This window comes from Alkalibacillus sp. S2W (assembly GCF_046764385.1).
Classification (GTDB): domain Bacteria; phylum Bacillota; class Bacilli; order Bacillales; family Alkalibacillaceae; genus Alkalibacillus; species Alkalibacillus almallahensis.
In genome coordinates, this window is the sequence record NZ_CP177234.1 from 2,150,260 (window position 1) to 2,168,389 (window position 18,130).

Sequence of the window (18,130 nt, forward strand, 5' to 3'; positions counted from 1 at the left end):
TAAACACAGCCTTAATCCGTTATATTTTTCTGATCAACGTTACTATTAACCTTGGCAATATAAGGTTGTTGTTTTAATAACATCAAAATCTCATCTAAATAAAAATCATGCTCGCCATGATATAAATGGACATAAATTAACTGAATAACTTCAAAATCTTCTGGAGTATCAAGTGTCAGGCGGTAGTGGGATAAATCTACATCTAGCTGATAGAAAGCAACATCATGTCTTTCTTCGTAAATATAGGGGGTAACATGTTCTTTTTGGTAGGTTTCTAGACTAAGTCGGTTAGTTGATTGCAATACATCATTTGAGAAAACTTCTATATCGAATCCTCTGGGGTAAGTTCGCTTTTCTTCATAAGGAGGTGCATTGGTGACTAGCGAAACAGAGTGATTTTGATAATACTCAATCAAATCATCCAAAACATGGGGGTCAATCAATGGACAATCAGATGTAATCCTGACAACCGTGTCTAATTGAAATGTATGCGCCGCTTCAGCATAACGACTTAACACGTTTTGTTCTGAACCTCGAAAAACCGAAGCATTCAACTTTTTAACCTCACTTACAATGGCATCATCTTCTACTAAATCAGTTGTAGCGACAATCACCTCATCCACGAGTATCGCTTGATTAACACGCTCCACCACATGGGCTAACACTGATTGCCCTTTTAGATTTTTCAATACTTTGCCTGGCAACCGTGTAGATCCCATTCTAGCTTGAATAATAACGCCAACTTTCATCTTACCCCTACTTTCTAAACGATTGAACTACGTGCCTAACAATTTCAATAACATCTTGAGCGTCACTATCTGTCATGGCAGGAAATAACGGTAATGTAATTATGGCGTCATATAAGGATTCAGCAACAGGATAATCCCCTTTTCGGTAGCTCATTTGTTGATAAAACGGTTGCATATGCACAGGAATATAGTGAACATTAACACCCAAATTGTGAGCTCTTAATGCATTAAAAATAGCTTCTCTTGTGCCTGTTAAGTTCGTTAAGTTTAATTGAATGACATATAGATGCCAGCTCGATGACACATCATGATGCACAAAAGGGGTTACGATTTCTGCTACATCTTGAAAAGCCTCATCATACATAGCTATAATTTCGCGACGTCTTTTGATAAAATCATCTAACTTCGATAATTGGCTCAACCCAAGGGCTGCTTGAATATCTGTCATACGATAGTTATAGCCTAAAAACTGCATCTCGTAGTACCAAGGGCCGTGATAATCTTCCATCTCATGTTGGTCACGCATCACCCCGTGAGATCGAAATTGTTTTAATTGTTGATAATACGATTCATCATTGGTTGTAATCATCCCGCCCTCACCCGTTGTGATATGTTTAACAGGGTGAAAACTGAACATCGTCATATCAGATAAACCACCGATTTTGTTCCCCTTGTAAGTAGCTCCAATGGCGTGAGCTGCATCTTCAATCACGATCAAATCATGTTTATCTGCAATAGCACGAATCGCATCTAGATTAGCAGGCTGACCTGTAAAATGGACTGGGATGATGGCTTTTGTGTTTTTCGTGATACGTTTTTCCACTTCAATAGGATCAATATTATAAGTTTTAGGATCAATATCTGCGAAAATAGGCGTCCCGTTTTGATATAAAACACAATTTGACGAAGCTATAAATGTCATAGGTGACGTAATCACTTCATCACCTTCACCGATTCCTGCCACAAAGCATGCTGCATGTAGTGCTGCTGTTCCACTTGAAAATGAAACAGCATATTTCGCCCCCACTTTATTCGCAACAGCTTCTTCAAACGCATCTACTTTAGGTCCTGTCGTTAGGAAATCACTCTTCAAAACATCTACCACTTGTTCAATATCATGACGACTAAGGCTTTGTTTGCCATAGGGTAACAATCTATCTCTCTTTGGATCATGAACCATCCTCTTCACCTTCTTATTTAATTGAAACGCTTTGTTTAAGTCCGTTGTTGATATTGTGATCCGCACTCGGTGGACGGTTTAGTTTCGCTGTATCGTGCGATGTTTTCGCTGTATAATTGTGAAATTTCGCTGTATCACAGCGGGTTCTCGAAGCATGTGCTGTTCCCATGACGACAAGGTCGCCACCTTTACTACTCACAATTCAACAACTCTCTGTTACATCAATTGAAAATCAACACTAAACTTTAACAGAGCCAAGTTAAAAGTTATACCAACAGTTTCAACTCGTTGATCCCAATCAAATTTTATTTATGATTTGGACTATTACATTTAAATCAAATTAGTCGATTTAATCCAACTTTCCGTCTTTTTTATACCTTCTTTTAGGCTGTATGACGGTTTCCAATCAAGCAATCTCTTGGCTTTTTGGTAATCACACACTAATCTAGGAATCTCACTTTGAGGGTGAATATGTTCAATATGCTTAATACGACTCTGATCATCCACGATTAACTCAGCTAATTTATTAATGCTAATATCCTCACCCAATCCAGCATTAACAATTTCACCATTTACTTGATCTGAGTAACCCGCTTTTACAATAAAACGCGCACAATCTTCCACATAAAGTAAATCTCTTGTTTGCTTCCCATCCCCATAGATCTCAAGTTGCTGACCCGCCAGTTTATTCTTTAGAAAAATAGCAACTACACCACCTTCTCCTCCCGTTTTCTGATAAGGTCCATAGGTATTAAAGGGCCGTATCACTGAAACAGGAAGCCCATAGCTATAATAGTAAGATAGACACATATTTTCCGCTGCTAGTTTTGAACCTGCATAAGGGGAAGCTGGGTTCACTGGATTTTTCTCACTGATCCCTTCTGATCCATAAGCTTGTTGATAGACCATACACGTGCTCATGAATATCATCTTAACGCTATGGATTCTGCACTGCTCGAGCACATTAAAGGTCCCGATTACATCGTTTTCAAATGTAGTTTTAGCATCATCTATACTATCCTGGACATTGATACTTGCCGCTAAATGAAAGCAAATATCAAACTTTTGATTAAACAATAGATTCAATATATGCTGATCTTTAATGTCTCCGACGACTAAGTCCATAAAATGTCTGTCTGAATAAAAAGCTTCCAAGTTTTCTTTTCTACCATTAGATAAATCATCCAATACCCACACCTGATGGTGATCCTTCAATAACTGGTGGACGACCCATCTCCCAATAAATCCTGCACCACCTGTTACGAGAATTTTCAATTTAATCGCCCTCCTTTCTCCTTTGCATATGTTTCATAGATTATTTTGAGACCTTGTTAATTAACGCGAGCAATCGATCACTTGATAAGCCTAAATCAGGATAAGCGTATTCGATAAACTTTACCCTTATTTCACTTACTTCTTTAGTCCATTTAGGTTCGTTGAAAAATTTTATAATTAAATCTGCTAACTTTTCAGGGTCTTTTTGAACTAACTCACCTAATCGATCAAAGTAACCCGTATAGCTTAATAACTTATTTTGCATAATGAATAGGGGTTTATGGACCAACATAGCCTCTAGCCCTACCGTAGATGGATATGAAACCACACAATCCACATGTGGAAGGGCTTCATATAAGCCATATGACTGGGTCGATTTAATGAATGTGAATTTCTTTTCAAGCTCATAGGTATCTGTATTCGTAAAATCTTTTAATAAAATATTGAATTCGAATTCTTTCGAAGCTGAAATCTTTTCAAGTAACGTTTCCCATTTGCTAATATGGCGCTCACCTCTAACAACGACCAACAATGTTTGCTTGTTATGATCTAACCCTAAATTTTTATCAAAAGTAGCGCGTGATATTGGACTTGGATGAAATGCCTGATCAAACCTGGGATGCCCTATAATCTCAAGCGCTTCTTCTTTTACCCCCTAAACTCTTATACCAATCCATTTCATACTGACCGTAAACAGCGTCTACATCTGCAATTTTCGGAATATAGCCAAATTCATTACCGATGATTCCGTGTTGCGTGCAAATGGTTGGAATACCACGTTTGGTTGCCACAAACGTCAGGACACGGCTGAAATGGTTCGGACTCGAGATTACGATACAAGATGTAGGAATATCCTTTAGCATATTGTTGGAAATTTCAATTTGATTAATGGCAGTGGACATTCAATTAAACAGCATTTTTTGGAAATCAGGCTTTTGATATAAGTGGTGATCTTTATAGCTTTCCAGCAACTTCTTCACCTGAAGTCTCATATGAGTTGTGGCCGTATTCATATTGGGCAAATAATCATTCACATAATGAACGGGCATATTGAGTGAAGGTTCATGCGGCAACTTTTTATCATTCGTTTTTACGACTACGGTTTTGGAAGGATCAAAATATTTGTTTAATATCTTCGGTGGAATGCGAAGTAGCTGGTCATCAACGAAGAGTACTTTACCTGATTTATTTGCGACTCTGTTTCCTTTACGCTTTGACTGTATATATTGATCGAATAGCTGTTGGACTTCAGACTGATCATCAATTCTTCTTGTTAGTTTTTTAGCAAAAGCATCCGTATCTAATTGTCTCCATACTTCAGGATTATTTCGAATCAAAGCCGGAAAATGAACAAGATAAGACAAAGCAATGCCGTTATATGTGACACTCTGAAAATCACGAATAAACTCAAGATATAACGACCAATAATTTTGGACATACGTATTCATGATATCCACCTTCAATTTATTTTCTTGTTAATCTAGCAATTGATCGTTTTAGTCTCTGACCTGAGTGACTCATATCTGGGTAAGCGATACGCAGGAATTTATTCCTTTTCCTAAAGACATAGGCTTTAAATTCTGGATCGGTGAAATATTTAATAATTAATTCACCTAATCGTTTGGGATCTTTCTGAACCAACTGACCCATCGCCTGATAATAACCAGAGTAACCACCAAAGTCCCTATTGAGAATGAACACAGGTTTGTTTGTGAGAGCCGCTTCTAAACCTACCGTAGAAGCGTAAGAAACAACTGCATCAACGTGAGGAAAGATGTCGTAAATAGAATAATCAGCTGTCGATTGTACGAAAGAAAACTCTTTTGTTAACTGATGAGGGTTCTTACTAGGATAGTTTTTTATAATGATATTCAAATTAAGCTTTTTAATCGTTTGTATAAGCTTTCTCCATCGATTAATATCCTCATTATTTCTAATGACAATCAATAAGGTTCGTTTGTTATTATTTAAACCTAACCGTCGATTAAATTGTGACCGTTTAGTTGTTGGTCTCTCAAATGCCTGATCAAACCTAGGGTGACCAATGATCTCTATTGCGGATCGTGGCACGCCTAACTGGTTATACCACTTGACTTCATAGTTACCGTAAACAGCATCTACTGTTGCTATTTTAGGAATGTAGCCGAATTCACTAGCGATAATGCCATGTTGCATACAAATTGATGGAATACCTTTAGTAGCAGCGACGACAGCTAATATTCTATTAATATAAGAATGTGTAGTTGAAACAATGACACAGGAGATTGGTCTTTCACTCAGAAAATGTTTAGCCTGCTCAATTCGTTCAACAATTGCAGAGATCATATTCAAAAAGTACCGTTGAAAACTCTTGTTTTGGTATAATGGATGGTTTTTATGAGCTGCAAAAATTTCTCGAGCCCTATTTTGTAAATGGAGGACAGCTTTTTTAGTATTAATGGAATAGTCACTTAAATAATCCGTGTTGAAGTTTTGTTGGGATTGAGTGCTTGGTATGGTTGGTTTGGGTGGTTTTATCTTCTTAATATGGTTACCAGAGTTGACATTTGCTTTATCTCCCCTTTTTTTCTTACTGGATCGCTTCTTGATTTGATGGGGTCTTTTTATATTCGCTTGCAGCATAAGGGTTCTGGATGGATGAAAATGCTTTGAAATGGTAGGTCTTGAGATTCGTAATAATTTATCGTTGTGGAATACGACTAATCCATTTTCCTTTTTCACTTGTGAGTTCCGTTGGTGTTGAGCCATGAATTGGTCAAAGACTTCTTGTATTTCTTTATGTTCGTTCACTTGGCTTCTTAAATGTTTATGGAATTTTTTACTCAATAACTGTTTCCATAAAGATGGGTTTTTGCTGACTTGACTATAAAAGTTACAAAACAAGTATGATATGGAATATCCATCATATTTGAGGTTTTCAAAATCGTTCAGAAAATCCATATATAAAGACCAGTAATTTCTTGTAAGAGTATTCATGATAGCCTCCTCACTTTGATCAGCTATTTTTTAAAGAAACTTCGCTTTTTTAAACAATGAGCGTAGTTCTTCATGATTTAAAGGTTGTTGACCCTCAGATGTATAAGTTCCATTTAAAACTTCCTTCGTATTAGGGTAAGTCACGTCACTCGATCGTCTAGGTATAATATACATCTCAGATAATTCTCTCGCGTAAGTGGATTCTTCATAGGACATTAACTCTTCAAACATCTTTTCACCTGGTCTTACCCCTATTGACTCAATATCTATTTCTGATTGGTTGATGTTATATTGTCTAGCGATTTCGTCTATTAACACATCGACCAAGTTCCCTAATTTAATCACAGGCATTTTTAAGACGAAAATTTCTCCACCTTTTGCTTCTTGTAATGCCTTAATCGTTAATTCTGTTGCCTGATCTGGTGTCATCATAAAACGAGTCATGTCTAAATCAGTCACTTTGACCTTTCTTTCCTTCAGTATTTGCTCCTTAAAAAGCGGAATCACAGATCCTCTCGATCCCATGACATTACCAAACCGAACACTAGAAAATATAGTTTGATTGTCAGTTCGATTGAGTTCTGTAGCCGAAATCATTCTTTCGCCGATTAACTTAGTTGCACCGTACGTATTAGGAGGAGAGATCGCTTTATCTGAACTTGTGAAAATCACTCTTTTCACCTGGTGGTCAAGCGCTGCACGAATGACATTATTCGTGCCCTGAACATTAGTCTTAACCGCTTCATAGGGGTTATGTTCACATGAATCTACTCGCTTCATTGCAGCTAAATGAAATACATAATCAATACCTTCCATAGCTGTTGCAATACTGTCATAATCCCTAACATCACCAATAATGAAATGAAACACTTGGTTGAAGCCTAGCTCTTCTTGTAATTGTTGCTGCTTAAACTCATCACGACTAAATATATAAATAGAATCTGGATTTTCCTTAATTAAACGCCTGGCTATACTCTTCCCGATCGTTCCAGTGCCACCAGTAATTAGGACCTTTTTTCCTTTGAAAAACACTGCATCCTCTCCTCCTTTTGACGTTCTAAATCATTGATAACTTTTTATAGTGTCACTAATTATTTATATTAAAAAACGTCAAGCCGGTTAAAGTCGCAGGCCTATCCATTCAACCCATTTTTAAACCTGTGTATAACACTCGTATAAAGCCCAATTCTATTTAATAGAAATAACTAATTAATAGGCTTGATTCAGAAGCAAATTATTTAGAATTGTAAACATTCAAATCATCCGTATCCAATTTCTCTGCGATTGGTGTTAAGGTGCATCAATCAAGCACAGATGTCACGGATTTTTTGCTTCACAATAAGATGTTAGTAAGATGTGCGTAATAATAAATAAAGGAGTTATGACCTATGGAGGAAAAGAATTATCAAGAAGAAGAAAATACACATTCAGAGAAGACAGATGAATCCATTTCTGAATCCATCAATAAGTTGAAACAAGAAGTGGATTCGCTTAAAGAAGAAGTTGGGGAAATGCGTATTCAAGAGTTGCTCACAAAAATGTACCATATGATGGAGCATATTGATTGTCAATTACAAACGTTAGAGGATGAAGTCATTTTTCATAGAACCAACATTCAAAAATCAGAAGAAAGTGCAAATACACCTCCTAATACTAAACCGAAACCAAGATTATCTGAGTACAAAATGTTACAAAATATGTTGCAATCATCTAACGTGGCAGGACCATCCTCAAACCAAAGAAATAACTTAACAAACAATGGGGAATATAGAGGGCAACCATCCAATCAGAATATGTTTAATAAAAATATCATTACACGGAAATCTACAAGATAAAACCCGATTCTTATAGACAACTTAATAGTTCAAAAAACACAATGTCAGTCACACTTTCTTTGTAATAATTAAACAAATCACGATCATATAAGCCAAACAAATTATTAGAGAGTCACCCATTTTCATAGATTTGCTCTTTTTGCCCAAGCTTTTTTTGATTGTTTAGCTTATAATATATTATTCAGAAAGGAGATGATGTTTTGAAAGCACGGGAAATTAGCAATGCTCCAAATAATTCCGCGTCTTCAAATGAAAAGAAGCCGATTACAATCGATACTCCACCTATTCAGCAGAATAGAATTACGCTTGGAGGGTGTGGTTGCGGTAAAAATAAGGATTGATGACATTTAGCAACATCTGTAACAAATAAAAATGTATAATTAAAAAGTATCAGTTCAAGTTATGGGCTATTCACTAATCAAAAAATGTCATCAGCACTCAGAGTCACTGAGTACTGATGACATTTAAATAATGACTAACTTATTTAAAATCCATTTCCATTAATTCTAAACAAATTCTTTGCAATTTGCCTTGTGTTTACAGATTTATGATCTCCTTCAACTTCATCTAATTTCCCAAAGAAGGATTTTACTTCTGATTCAGTCAAATTAAATCGTCGCTTTTTTTCTTTTTTACTTTGTTTAAGTAATAACTGTTGTTGGATCGAATATTGATTTTCATCAGCGCAAAGTTTTGGAACATGGTCGATTAATCGTAAGATAGATTCATAGGCATACTGATTATTGGACCACTCATAGTGATATAACATGATTTCTGAATTCACATCATTCTTTAACTGGACATACCCCCTGTCATTTAAATTAACAACATCACTGATTATTTCGTGCACTTCTTCTATCTGAGACACTTTAACACCTAATTGATTAGGAAAGTTTTGCTCCTGGTCAGACATTATTCGAGGAACGTATGAAATAACACATTTACCAAGTAAAGAAGCTTCAAGCCCGGATGTACAGCCATTGTGTATAATCACCTTAGCAGCCAATAACCACTTGGTTATATTTTCTTCGTGAATCACATGAACATTACGATACCCCGACAACTCTTGCAGATATGATCTGACATTCTCTCCTGGATGTGGTCGAATCACAAAGTTGATATCTGGGAATCGCTCGCAGGTTTGTTTAATCAAATCGATAAAGCGATAATATAATTGTTTAATATCCTTAAAATGAGGATGATCCTTTTTTCCTTTAGCTGTATTATAACGTGCAAACCGAGTGTTAATTAGAACAAATTCTCCAAACTGTCTTTTAAATTGTTCAGCTTCTTCTTGATAAATTGTTATAAATTTAGGCTTTAATAAATCGAGCCTAGGATTACCAGTAACATGGCACCTTTCCTTCAAATCAGGATAAGCACCTGTAATCAAATCCATTTGGGATTGTCCCCAACAATATTCCTGAGTAACCAATTCCAACATGTCTTTCTTCATTCGACTTTGCAAATACTTATGATCATTAAAAATAAACCCTTCTTCATCCAATTCCACAACTCTATGATCATGACTCGTCGCATCTGTGATGACTCTCTTTCTAACACCGCGGGAATAACCTTTTGAGACGAAAATACCTTGTGGTAATTGATGGGACGCTTTTTGTACCATATAGTGATCGCCAATTACGACTTCATAGCCTTTCTTAGCGGCAAAATAAGCTAATAAAAGTTTGGCATCAGACTCTCGTACTTTTATTTCAATCGGTAAGTATAACCAATTTTTAATTTTGCTCAAAGTTATACAACCTCTCTTCTTCATCCATTAAATCATGAATAGAAATAAAAGAGAGGAGTGAGGTCCTCTCTTTATTCCTATATTACCTTTTACCCTTCATCTCCATTGTTTCCGTTCCCATTAGGAAATACTACTGGACATTGTGGTGGAATTGTTGGTGATGGGCAAGGAGGGAATGGAAGGATATCTCTTGGTTGACAGAAGTCAGCTACAATTTCTAGCGTTACATCAAATGTTGACTGAATGCTCTGACATAGACGAACTGAAACCGTAACATCTAGTTCGTCGACCTCAGTCGTTGTCCCTGTGTCACATGTTGCCGAACACACAAAGCAGTCTAAATCCGTATAGGTGACATCAATGTCTGTACCAGTCGGAGCACATAGAATAACTTGCTCACAACGCGTGAATTCTGCTGAACCAACTTCTACTGTTGCTCCTCCAAGTCCTGGAACTAAATCTACGAAAATAAATACCTCAAAATTCTTACGGATATTCACAAGTTGTAATGTGACCTCTGCTCCATCAACTACAAATTCCTGATCCACTCTATCTAATACCACAATCGGATCTACTTCAGCGGGTGCAACCGTACATGTAACGTTATCAAGATCAACATCGTCACATTCCAATTGTTCACCAGTCATAGGGTTCAATGGTAAATCTAAGTCACTTAGACTAAGGTCGAAATTTGCTTCATTTACGATCCAGTCATACACCTTCTCTGTATTAATACACAGAAGCTCCTGTCCCCCAGTTAAATTTTCAGCTTGCATATTACTTACACCTCCAAAAGTTTGATATCACTTTTAACATATGTTGATAAGGATAAACGAGTTAATGAATTAGCGGAGATCCTATTATATTTAATAACTTATGTGAATATAATACACACAATAGTGATCCACTTTAAAACCACTAAAGTACATTTTATAAGTGTGTATAAATCATTCAACTCCTAAACCATCTTAAATCTCATAATAAGTTAAACCCTTTCACGAATCTGGGTTTTAACAATATTATATTAATGTGTAATCAAAGGGTGACTAAGTGTGCAACAGTACAAATTATATGACGCTACAGAAATTGAACACTTAAAACACGAGTTACAAATATACAAACAATCATTAGAAGCAACAAACTCCCATAATGCATTAGATCATTTTGTCAGATTACAACGTGAATTACATGAACTGAAGGTTGAATTTTCGATGTTTAAAGGAGAAGTGAAGAATATGAAGGAACATTTTCAAGATAAAACGGAAGAATTTGAAGAGCAAAACAAAGATAACTCTTCACAAATTCAAACCATGAACGAATCCTTGAATCAGATAAAACAAGATGCGACCTCCAATCATCAAGACGATTATAAGACACAAGTAACCGATTTGCTGAATAAAATGGAACTCGTTATTAACAGAACAGAAGAAAATATGACCACACTTAAAAAACACACGAATACAACAAAAGAAAGTCGAACAGAAGTAGCAGATCATGAAAATGAAAGTGGTTCAAAAAAAGCTCCTCGACAGGTCTCGGAATACAGAAGACTACACAATATGTTGCAATCTCATAATCAAGTAACACAACAAAATGCTAATTGTTCACCTTCCTACAATCAAAGGTTAATGCAAAATAAACCTTTGAATAAACATGGGGGAACAATCAACACAAGCAATCAGAACAAATCCGCTAAATATAACAATCTTGAGTTTAATAAGAACATTATTACTCGAGTATCAAAGCCTGAAAACAATATTATGAATACAGAATCTTCAACAGACCATAAAAACAACGGAGATTCTCATGTAAATGACAGCCCTTCACACAACAACAGAATAAATCATCGTGAACCAAAACAAGACGAGGATATTGAGCATTCTCTAGAGGAAGTCACCACAACAAGTCAACAAAATGCAAAAACGCCAATGATAGATGATTCATATCGTGAAGAGAGCTATGAGAATAATGAAATGACGCATGTCACTAATAGTAATCATAATGACGAACCAAAGTCGCGACTTAATAGAAAAAATAATAAAAAGAATCTCAGCTCACTTTGGGCATTTTTAGTTGAAAAGCTTCGGTGATACGGTTATGAAACAAAACCTATTGATTATGCCACAATTAATTTACAGCAAATTGGTTGAACATTGTAGAGATAGCTTGCCTCACGAGTCATGTGGCCTATTATCTGGGCACCATAACCATGTTAATAGGTTTTGGCCATTAGATAATGAGTTACAATCTGCAAAACGATACTTTGTTAGTAAACGTTCATTAGAAAAAGTGTTGAAAAAAATAAATCAAACGGGAGAACAGGTGCTGGCAATCTACCATACACACCCTACCACAGCCCCTGTTCCCTCTTATTATGATTTGCAAAATCATCCAGACGAAACCGTTCATATGATGATTATCTCTTTCAAGACAGATCCTCCTATAACTAAAACCTACACCATTAATAATCATCTTCATTCAGAAGGCTTAATTATAATCGAATTTAAGGAATAGTATTTGTAACGATCTCCAATATGTGATCACCTACTTAGTTATCTAGATTTGTGTAATCTTTCAAACGTCCAATCAATTATATTTTTCTATACATACACTAAATTAATGATATGGAGGTGATCATTTTTGGCTGTTAAAATCACCAGCTCAAAAAAATCTTCTTTAGGATGCTGTCCTGCATATAAAATCCCAAAAGAAAAAGACAAAAAATGTAAATGCCCACCAGGACCACGTGGACCAGCAGGCCCAGAAGGACCACCAGGACCACAAGGGGCAACTGGACCTGAGGGACCTCAAGGTGAAACCGGACCTGAGGGGCCTCAAGGACCTCAAGGCGAAACTGGTGAAACCGGACCTGCGGGGCCAGCAGGAGGCGTATTATCATTCGCTGATTTTTATGCTTTGATGCCACCTGATAATGCAGCAACCGTAGCACCGGCTACAGACGTAAGCTTCCCTCAAGATGGCCCAACAAGTGGCACAGATATTCTTCGTGTCAATGATACTACGTTTAACCTAGCTGAAATAGGTATATATCAAGTACTCTTCCAGGCGAGTATCGCAGAAGCTGGACAATTAATACTGACACTTAACGGGGCTGATTTAGCATACACAGTAGTTGGGCGTGCAACAGGTACGTCTCAAATCGTAGGTACGGCTCTAGTCGAAACTTCTGTCATTGACTCGTTATTAACAGTGAGAAATCCTGCTGGGAATGCAACAGCGTTAACCCTTACACCTTTAGCTGGAGGAACACGACCAGTGTCAGCACACTTAGTTATTACAAGATATCAATAATAATATTTTAAAACCGTTAGACGATCATTTAGGTCAGGATTAAAATCACAAGTACTGCTTCATACAATCAGATTATTCTTCCTAAATTTAGGTTAATGGTTCCTGCTATATTTGGGGAATTATTTTAGTGAGAAGAATAAATTAACCCGAACTCTCTACCTTAAGGAGGCTTCGGGTTAAAAAATTTATGATCAATTATTTGAACAATTTAAATGGACTTCATAAATGGACATGCTTAAATGAAATGTTTTTAATGTAGCAAAATTAATAAATCAATACGTGTGATTGTTCAAATTGAAACCAGCTTGGATTGTTCATGTAGGTTATCTATTAATAATCATCTTGCACTTAGCATAGTTATAAACAGGCGTTAAATACTCGCATTTTAGGAGTGAAGTTAATTGGAGAACGAAATTAAGAAAAAATTGGAGGAACTGAACAATCAAACGGATCGTTTTGTTGAGGAATTCAAAGACTATTTAACGAATAAACATGTAGCAGATCAACCATCCCCTCCGTTCATGAGCTATTTCACACATTCAATCAATGCAGCAACTGACTTTCAAGATGAAAACTTATTATTCGGCGGATTTCACATTAAAAATCTCAGCTCAACCACAATTGAAGATCTGTACATATGTTTACGCATTGATACTTCCGATCCGTTCAGCTTTTCGGGAAAATTCAGTAATGAACCCTCTACAATAAATGCTCAAACAGTGCCGGCTACTTGGGAACAATTCAACCACAGTGACGACGACAAGGAACATTGGTTCAAACTCGGTCAAGGACATCATTTAGAACCCTTTGGTGATATTTCATTGTCTGACTTCCAAATTACTTGGGAAAATCACGTTCCATTGTCTTGTTCGATCACTGGATTTGTATACACTGAATCAGAAAATGACGGTATAACTTCTCTTAACACCGTTAACATAAGAATGTAGAGACAAGGAGGGCTTTAGTTGGTTGATGAAAAATTTTGGTCGCTTACCTATAAGATGGTGAACGATTATGTCTCTCATATCGATGAACATGCAACAAATGATGAGAAACTAGAATATTCCATCTTACTGCTTTTACTCAAATTAAAAACGCAGACTATTAACGATTCAGAAGAACACCATTTGAACATGCCAAGTGAATCATCCAGCGAACTTCTAAAAGAAATAGACAAAACAATCGAACACAATCAAAGCCAATTCGATCATTTATTTGAGTTAGTGACGAATGGTGATTCCTAATAAATACCCCCACTTAATGGATTCTATATCCGCTAAGTGGGGGTATTTATGATTATCGTTTCTCTACATTCATAGCATCAAATAACTGTGTGGTCGATAAAGCCGTAAACGGTAAGGAAACATTATGTTTGATGCCTTCCTTATGAGCAGCGGTTAAATCGTTAAGCAAAATATTCAATGCCGTTTCTGGTGTCCATTCTGAAACATCATGCCAATGTCTAGCTACCCAACTATCACCTGTGCTGACGTGCAACAAGTTTAATAACTCATCTTGTGGCAAATTATAATGTTCAGCTAATTTAAGTCCTTCTGCCACAGCATTGACGTTAACACCGAGAATCATATTGTTAATTAATTTAGCGATTTGGCTATTACCCGTTTCAGGCCCATAGTAAAATATATTCGTACCAACCGCTTGGAAATATGGGTCAGCCTTTTTGACAGCTTCTTCAGGCCCCGAGACCATAATCGATAACGTCCCCTCTTCTGCTCCTATTGCGCCTCCACTGACACCTGCATCAATTAACGTTAAGTTGCTTTCTTCTTCTACTTTTTGATTTAATTGTTTCATCGTGTCAGGATCCAAAGTACTCATACAAATCACGATTTTATTTTGAGGGTCAGATGCCAATAAGCCGTTCTCACCAAAAATGACATCCACATTTTGATCATAGTCACGAACCATGGATATGACCGCTTCATCAGCTCGCTCGCCCACTTCTATCAGCGTTTCTACCATCGTGATCCCAGCCGCTTCAGCTTTTTCATAGACACCTTTAAAAGCGTCATAACCAATCACTTCAAAGCCAGCCTTATTTAAATTAATCGCCATCGGAAAGCCCATCGTTCCTAGTCCTACAAGTCCAATTTTTTTCGTCACTAAACAATCCTCCATTTTGGGTTCGTTTTTTAACCGCTTTCACAAAACACTTTGGTGCTATGTTCATTAATTTCTTCAGCATGAGCTGCGGTTTAATCAAACATGGCATCAAATGTACTGCTCTTTTATACGTATACACGAAAGAACAGATTAATAAACATGATCATTCTAGAAATATATTTCCGGAGTAATCCAGTAGAAAATCAACATCCAAATTCAATAAAGATTATTTTTTCGACAAGTTGCCATAAACAACGATGCATCTTGATTCATAAGGAGATTCTTGCCATGATGAAACGTTTGGATATCAATTGATTGAAAACCGACATCAGCTAAAAGCGTTTTCAATTCATTATGCTTAAACCCATTATGCACTTTAGGAGGATCAATGTTTTCGTTTTTGTCAAAATCAACAATCACCAATTCCCCTCCGTCATTCAGAGTATCGTATAAAGTCTGCAGAATCGTTTTGGTTTCAGGAATATGAATGAGAACGAGTGACATGAAAATCGTATCAACTTTTTCTGAAGGCTTTTCCTGCATAAAATCAGCTTGAATCACACGAGCATTTTCAATGTTTCGCTAGTGAACTTTTTCCTTCGCAACGCCTACCATTTGTGATGATGCATCTACTAGTAACACTGACTCAACTAAATCCGTTAACTCAAGACTGACAAGCCCCGTTCCACCTCCATAATCCAAGAATGATCTGGAAGTATGTTGATGTAATACGGGCCTTACTTGTTCAATAATGACTTGCGCTAGCGCTTGCATTTTGTCGTTATCATATCGTTTAGCTATTTGTTCAAATGGTTGATCTGTCATCGTGTTTCGTTCACCCTTTCTTTGAATTCGAACTCTATTAACTATAACATTTTGCATTTGTCTGAAGTTGGACTGAATATAGGATATATGAAAATTATCGTGAAACAGAGGATTTTATAAGGTTTAATAAAAAGGGATGCATTTTATGGTAGAATGAACGAAATAATACACTTGCAATCTATTGATGGGAGAGTTGAGATCATGGAACACAACATGGGCCTTTATGAATCGCCTTTTAATTCAATCAAGACGGGTAAAAAGAAAGTGGAAGTAAGATTAAATGATGAGAAAAGAAGAATACTTAATCCAGGAGACACGATCAAGTTTTCAAAAGTTCCACATAACAAGGAGACATTAACTGTCGAGATTATTGAACTAAGGCACTTTTCTACATTTAAGGAAATGTACGAAAACGTTTCAGCAAGTGATCTTGATGCTGTCGGTCAGTCAATTGATGAAATGGTAGAACGAACTTATCAGATTTATACGCCAGAACAAGAAAATGAATGGGGTACTGTTGCGATTAAGATTAAATTATTAGGAGAGAACCTTTAAGATCGTATGTAGCTATAAAATTATTTTTAAGAAGCTAAAGAATAAAATTTTATGCGTGGAGAAATTAACGTGCTTTTATTAACTTCTCCTATTTTATACGAACCTTTATCTCTTCCTTTTTATCGGATGACTTTCCTTTGGCAGATTGCTCTTCTTTTAAAATATCTCGAATTTCAGTTAGAACTTCTTTGTTAGGATGAGGCGATTCCTTTAAAGGTACGCTTTCACCTCCCCTTAGATAATTAAATAATTTAATAAAAAGATAGATTGAGAATGAAATGATAAGGAAATCAACAGCCGTTTGAAGAAATGAACCGTACCTAATAATAACCCCATTAAGGTCTAACACAAGAAATTGAAAGCTCGTCCCACCTGCCAACGCTCCAAATATAGGCATAATAATATCCTCAACTAGTGAATCGACAATTTTGCTAAAAGCCGTTCCAACGATAACCGCAATAGCTAATTCAAAAACATTTCCGCGCAAGGCGAATTGCCTAAACTCATTCCACATCGAATCACTCCTGATCTATTGCTAATAATAAATCTTATTCATAACGAGTGATTCATATTAAATATTTAAGACTTAGCATTGGCATGATGTAGAATGGTTTTAATTAATGAAAAAAGATATGGATTGTGGTCACAAGGTATGTATTATTACATTATTAGCAGACGGGAGTTACCTCTTTGATTGCGAAATCTCTATGGTATCAACATACTCTTCCGCTAAAATACCCATATGTATAATGTCGTGCCATTGACCATTTCTAAATAACGACTGACGACTTTTCCCTTCTTCTTTAAAACCTAACTTTTGATACAACCTTATTGCCTTCTCATTAAACGAGAAAACCTTCAACGATACTCGATGTAAATTGAGTTCTTGAAAGGCGTAATTTAATAATAAATTTAGTGCTTCAGTTCCATACCCTTGACCCCAATATTCTTTTTCACCTATATCAATAATTGATTCAGCATTTCTGTTTTTGTAATCAATGTTTATTAGCGATGTAACTCCGATAGTAATTTCATTCTTCCGATCAATAATGATATAACTTTTCGATGAACTATTATCCATAAGTACGTTTTCAACAAAATCTTTTGTATCCTCAAATGAATATAAATCTAATGATGGGTTTGTAGAAAACATTACATCCGTGTCATTTCTCCACTTATGATATTTTTCGGCATCGTTCTTTTCTACTTTTCGTAAGCTAATTCTTTGCGTTGAGAACAAATGAAGCTTCCCCCTTTTGAGGTATTTTCCTTCCTTAAGGTAATCTTGCTTTTAAATATTTTAATCTTTATACCATTAATAAATTCTGTTTCTTTTACTCTTTCTATTTGTTTGCTATATCTCTTTTTTGCCTGATCAACTTCTTTCGACTCCTTACAGGATTCAGAATGTTTATGCGTGAACTCGGATTCCATCTCCTATCCAGTAATAATCCAGAAATAATTATTAATTATACACCTAAATAATCAATAAGACAGAAAACTTTGTCAAAATTCTGAAATAGTTTATACTAAAATGGTAATATAA

General features: G+C 36.1%; 23 protein-coding genes. 7 read left to right on the plus strand and 16 right to left on the minus strand.

Going from position 1 to position 18,130, the window contains the following annotated elements; genetic code table 11:
• Nucleotides 1-11 precede the first annotated feature (11 nt).
• The 9 genes from ACKXGF_RS11335 to ACKXGF_RS11375 form a co-directional block, all read right to left on the minus strand.
• On the minus strand, nucleotides 12-749 hold the full coding sequence (locus ACKXGF_RS11335) for a cytidylyltransferase domain-containing protein (RefSeq protein WP_411953826.1): 738 nt from the start codon (nucleotides 747-749) through the stop codon (nucleotides 12-14).
• A gap of 7 nt (nucleotides 750-756) precedes the next feature.
• On the minus strand, nucleotides 757-1,929 hold the full coding sequence (pseC, locus tag ACKXGF_RS11340) for a UDP-4-amino-4,6-dideoxy-N-acetyl-beta-L-altrosamine transaminase (RefSeq protein ID WP_411953827.1): 1,173 nt from the start codon (nucleotides 1,927-1,929) through the stop codon (nucleotides 757-759).
• Nucleotides 1,930-1,942: 13 nt separating this feature from the next.
• Nucleotides 1,943-2,128 carry a hypothetical protein gene (locus tag ACKXGF_RS11345; RefSeq protein ID WP_411953828.1) on the minus strand — a complete coding sequence of 62 codons (186 nt, stop codon included), beginning with the start codon at nucleotides 2,126-2,128 and terminating at the stop codon, nucleotides 1,943-1,945.
• A 131-nt stretch (nucleotides 2,129-2,259) separates the two neighbouring features.
• On the minus strand, nucleotides 2,260-3,204 hold the full coding sequence (locus tag ACKXGF_RS11350) for a dTDP-glucose 4,6-dehydratase (protein WP_411953829.1): 945 nt from the start codon (nucleotides 3,202-3,204) through the stop codon (nucleotides 2,260-2,262).
• A gap of 40 nt (nucleotides 3,205-3,244) precedes the next feature.
• Nucleotides 3,245-3,733, minus strand: a complete 489-nt coding sequence (locus tag ACKXGF_RS11355; protein WP_411953830.1) for a hypothetical protein — start codon at nucleotides 3,731-3,733, stop codon at nucleotides 3,245-3,247.
• A 103-nt stretch (nucleotides 3,734-3,836) separates the two neighbouring features.
• A complete protein-coding gene (locus ACKXGF_RS11360) occupies nucleotides 3,837-4,106 on the minus strand; it encodes a hypothetical protein (protein ID WP_411953831.1) in 270 nt (89 codons plus the stop codon).
• The gene (locus tag ACKXGF_RS11365) at nucleotides 4,107-4,652 is read right to left on the minus strand and encodes a hypothetical protein (RefSeq protein WP_411953832.1); all 546 of its coding nucleotides are present in this window, start codon (nucleotides 4,650-4,652) and stop codon (nucleotides 4,107-4,109) included.
• A gap of 16 nt (nucleotides 4,653-4,668) precedes the next feature.
• The gene (locus tag ACKXGF_RS11370; protein WP_411953833.1) at nucleotides 4,669-6,030 is read right to left on the minus strand and encodes a CDP-glycerol glycerophosphotransferase family protein; all 1,362 of its coding nucleotides are present in this window, start codon (nucleotides 6,028-6,030) and stop codon (nucleotides 4,669-4,671) included.
• A gap of 180 nt (nucleotides 6,031-6,210) precedes the next feature.
• On the minus strand, nucleotides 6,211-7,212 hold the full coding sequence (locus tag ACKXGF_RS11375; protein ID WP_411953834.1) for an SDR family NAD(P)-dependent oxidoreductase: 1,002 nt from the start codon (nucleotides 7,210-7,212) through the stop codon (nucleotides 6,211-6,213).
• Nucleotides 7,213-7,568: 356 nt separating this feature from the next.
• On the opposite strand from ACKXGF_RS11375, the gene ACKXGF_RS11380 reads away from it, so the two are divergent.
• Nucleotides 7,569-8,015 carry a hypothetical protein gene (locus ACKXGF_RS11380; RefSeq protein WP_411953835.1) on the plus strand — a complete coding sequence of 149 codons (447 nt, stop codon included), beginning with the start codon at nucleotides 7,569-7,571 and terminating at the stop codon, nucleotides 8,013-8,015.
• A gap of 484 nt (nucleotides 8,016-8,499) precedes the next feature.
• Here ACKXGF_RS11380 and ACKXGF_RS11385 read toward each other — a convergent pair whose 3' ends face one another.
• Together ACKXGF_RS11385 and ACKXGF_RS11390 are read right to left on the minus strand one after the other, a co-directional pair.
• Nucleotides 8,500-9,768, minus strand: coding sequence for a surface carbohydrate biosynthesis protein (locus tag ACKXGF_RS11385; protein WP_411953836.1), 1,269 nt, complete (start codon nucleotides 9,766-9,768; stop codon nucleotides 8,500-8,502).
• 89 nt (nucleotides 9,769-9,857) lie between these two features.
• Nucleotides 9,858-10,544, minus strand: coding sequence for a hypothetical protein (locus ACKXGF_RS11390; RefSeq protein WP_411953837.1), 687 nt, complete (start codon nucleotides 10,542-10,544; stop codon nucleotides 9,858-9,860).
• Nucleotides 10,545-10,820: 276 nt separating this feature from the next.
• Here ACKXGF_RS11390 and ACKXGF_RS11395 point away from each other — a divergent pair, with 276 nt between their 5' ends.
• The 5 genes from ACKXGF_RS11395 (at nucleotide 10,821) to ACKXGF_RS11415 (ending at nucleotide 14,324) form a co-directional block, all read left to right on the plus strand.
• On the plus strand, nucleotides 10,821-11,858 hold the full coding sequence (locus tag ACKXGF_RS11395) for a hypothetical protein (RefSeq protein WP_411953838.1): 1,038 nt from the start codon (nucleotides 10,821-10,823) through the stop codon (nucleotides 11,856-11,858).
• A 7-nt stretch (nucleotides 11,859-11,865) separates the two neighbouring features.
• Nucleotides 11,866-12,282: a Mov34/MPN/PAD-1 family protein gene (locus tag ACKXGF_RS11400; protein ID WP_411953839.1), complete on the plus strand. Its 417-nt coding sequence runs from the start codon at nucleotides 11,866-11,868 to the stop codon at nucleotides 12,280-12,282.
• Between the two features lie 126 nt (nucleotides 12,283-12,408).
• Entirely contained in the window at nucleotides 12,409-13,080 is a 672-nt protein-coding gene (locus ACKXGF_RS11405) for a collagen-like protein (RefSeq protein WP_411953840.1), read from the plus strand.
• 401 nt (nucleotides 13,081-13,481) lie between these two features.
• Nucleotides 13,482-14,027: a hypothetical protein gene (locus ACKXGF_RS11410; protein ID WP_411953841.1), complete on the plus strand. Its 546-nt coding sequence runs from the start codon at nucleotides 13,482-13,484 to the stop codon at nucleotides 14,025-14,027.
• A gap of 18 nt (nucleotides 14,028-14,045) precedes the next feature.
• Nucleotides 14,046-14,324: a hypothetical protein gene (locus tag ACKXGF_RS11415; protein WP_411953842.1), complete on the plus strand. Its 279-nt coding sequence runs from the start codon at nucleotides 14,046-14,048 to the stop codon at nucleotides 14,322-14,324.
• A gap of 52 nt (nucleotides 14,325-14,376) precedes the next feature.
• On the opposite strand, the gene ACKXGF_RS11420 is transcribed toward ACKXGF_RS11415, so the two are convergent.
• The 3 genes from ACKXGF_RS11420 to ACKXGF_RS11430 all read right to left on the minus strand — a co-directional run bounded on the left by ACKXGF_RS11420 (nucleotide 14,377) and on the right by ACKXGF_RS11430 (nucleotide 16,029).
• Nucleotides 14,377-15,204, minus strand: coding sequence for an NAD(P)-dependent oxidoreductase (locus tag ACKXGF_RS11420; RefSeq protein ID WP_411953843.1), 828 nt, complete (start codon nucleotides 15,202-15,204; stop codon nucleotides 14,377-14,379).
• 216 nt (nucleotides 15,205-15,420) lie between these two features.
• Nucleotides 15,421-15,780 (minus strand): class I SAM-dependent methyltransferase, encoded by a 360-nt coding sequence (locus tag ACKXGF_RS11425; RefSeq protein ID WP_411955584.1) that lies wholly within the window; start codon nucleotides 15,778-15,780, stop codon nucleotides 15,421-15,423.
• 6 nt (nucleotides 15,781-15,786) lie between these two features.
• Nucleotides 15,787-16,029: a class I SAM-dependent methyltransferase gene (locus tag ACKXGF_RS11430; protein WP_411953844.1), complete on the minus strand. Its 243-nt coding sequence runs from the start codon at nucleotides 16,027-16,029 to the stop codon at nucleotides 15,787-15,789.
• A gap of 201 nt (nucleotides 16,030-16,230) precedes the next feature.
• On the opposite strand from ACKXGF_RS11430, the gene ACKXGF_RS11435 reads away from it, so the two are divergent.
• Entirely contained in the window at nucleotides 16,231-16,584 is a 354-nt protein-coding gene (locus tag ACKXGF_RS11435; RefSeq protein WP_411953845.1) for an ASCH domain-containing protein, read from the plus strand.
• 88 nt (nucleotides 16,585-16,672) lie between these two features.
• On the opposite strand, the gene mscL is transcribed toward ACKXGF_RS11435, so the two are convergent.
• Nucleotides 16,673-17,098 (minus strand): large conductance mechanosensitive channel protein MscL, encoded by a 426-nt coding sequence (mscL, locus tag ACKXGF_RS11440; protein ID WP_411953846.1) that lies wholly within the window; start codon nucleotides 17,096-17,098, stop codon nucleotides 16,673-16,675.
• 168 nt (nucleotides 17,099-17,266) lie between these two features.
• A complete protein-coding gene (locus ACKXGF_RS11445; RefSeq protein WP_411953847.1) occupies nucleotides 17,267-17,824 on the minus strand; it encodes a GNAT family N-acetyltransferase in 558 nt (185 codons plus the stop codon).
• Between the last annotated feature and the right edge of the window lie 306 nt (nucleotides 17,825-18,130).

Excerpts from the sequence above, each read along its gene's own strand:
- ACKXGF_RS11400 (WP_411953839.1), top strand. The coding sequence starts at position 11,866 with ATGAAACAAAACCTATTGATTATGCCACAATTAATTTACAGCAAATTG.
- ACKXGF_RS11435 (WP_411953845.1), top strand. The coding sequence starts at position 16,231 with ATGGAACACAACATGGGCCTTTATGAATCGCCTTTTAATTCAATCAAG.
- ACKXGF_RS11360 (WP_411953831.1), bottom strand. The coding sequence starts at position 4,106 with ATGTCCACTGCCATTAATCAAATTGAAATTTCCAACAATATGCTAAAG.
- ACKXGF_RS11430 (WP_411953844.1), bottom strand. The coding sequence starts at position 16,029 with ATGACAGATCAACCATTTGAACAAATAGCTAAACGATATGATAACGAC.
- ACKXGF_RS11335 (WP_411953826.1), bottom strand. The coding sequence starts at position 749 with ATGAAAGTTGGCGTTATTATTCAAGCTAGAATGGGATCTACACGGTTG.
- ACKXGF_RS11380 (WP_411953835.1), top strand. The coding sequence starts at position 7,569 with ATGGAGGAAAAGAATTATCAAGAAGAAGAAAATACACATTCAGAGAAG.
- mscL (WP_411953846.1), bottom strand. The coding sequence starts at position 17,098 with ATGTGGAATGAGTTTAGGCAATTCGCCTTGCGCGGAAATGTTTTTGAA.
- ACKXGF_RS11365 (WP_411953832.1), bottom strand. The coding sequence starts at position 4,652 with ATGAATACGTATGTCCAAAATTATTGGTCGTTATATCTTGAGTTTATT.
- pseC (WP_411953827.1), bottom strand. The coding sequence starts at position 1,929 with ATGGTTCATGATCCAAAGAGAGATAGATTGTTACCCTATGGCAAACAA.
- ACKXGF_RS11390 (WP_411953837.1), bottom strand. The coding sequence starts at position 10,544 with ATGCAAGCTGAAAATTTAACTGGGGGACAGGAGCTTCTGTGTATTAAT.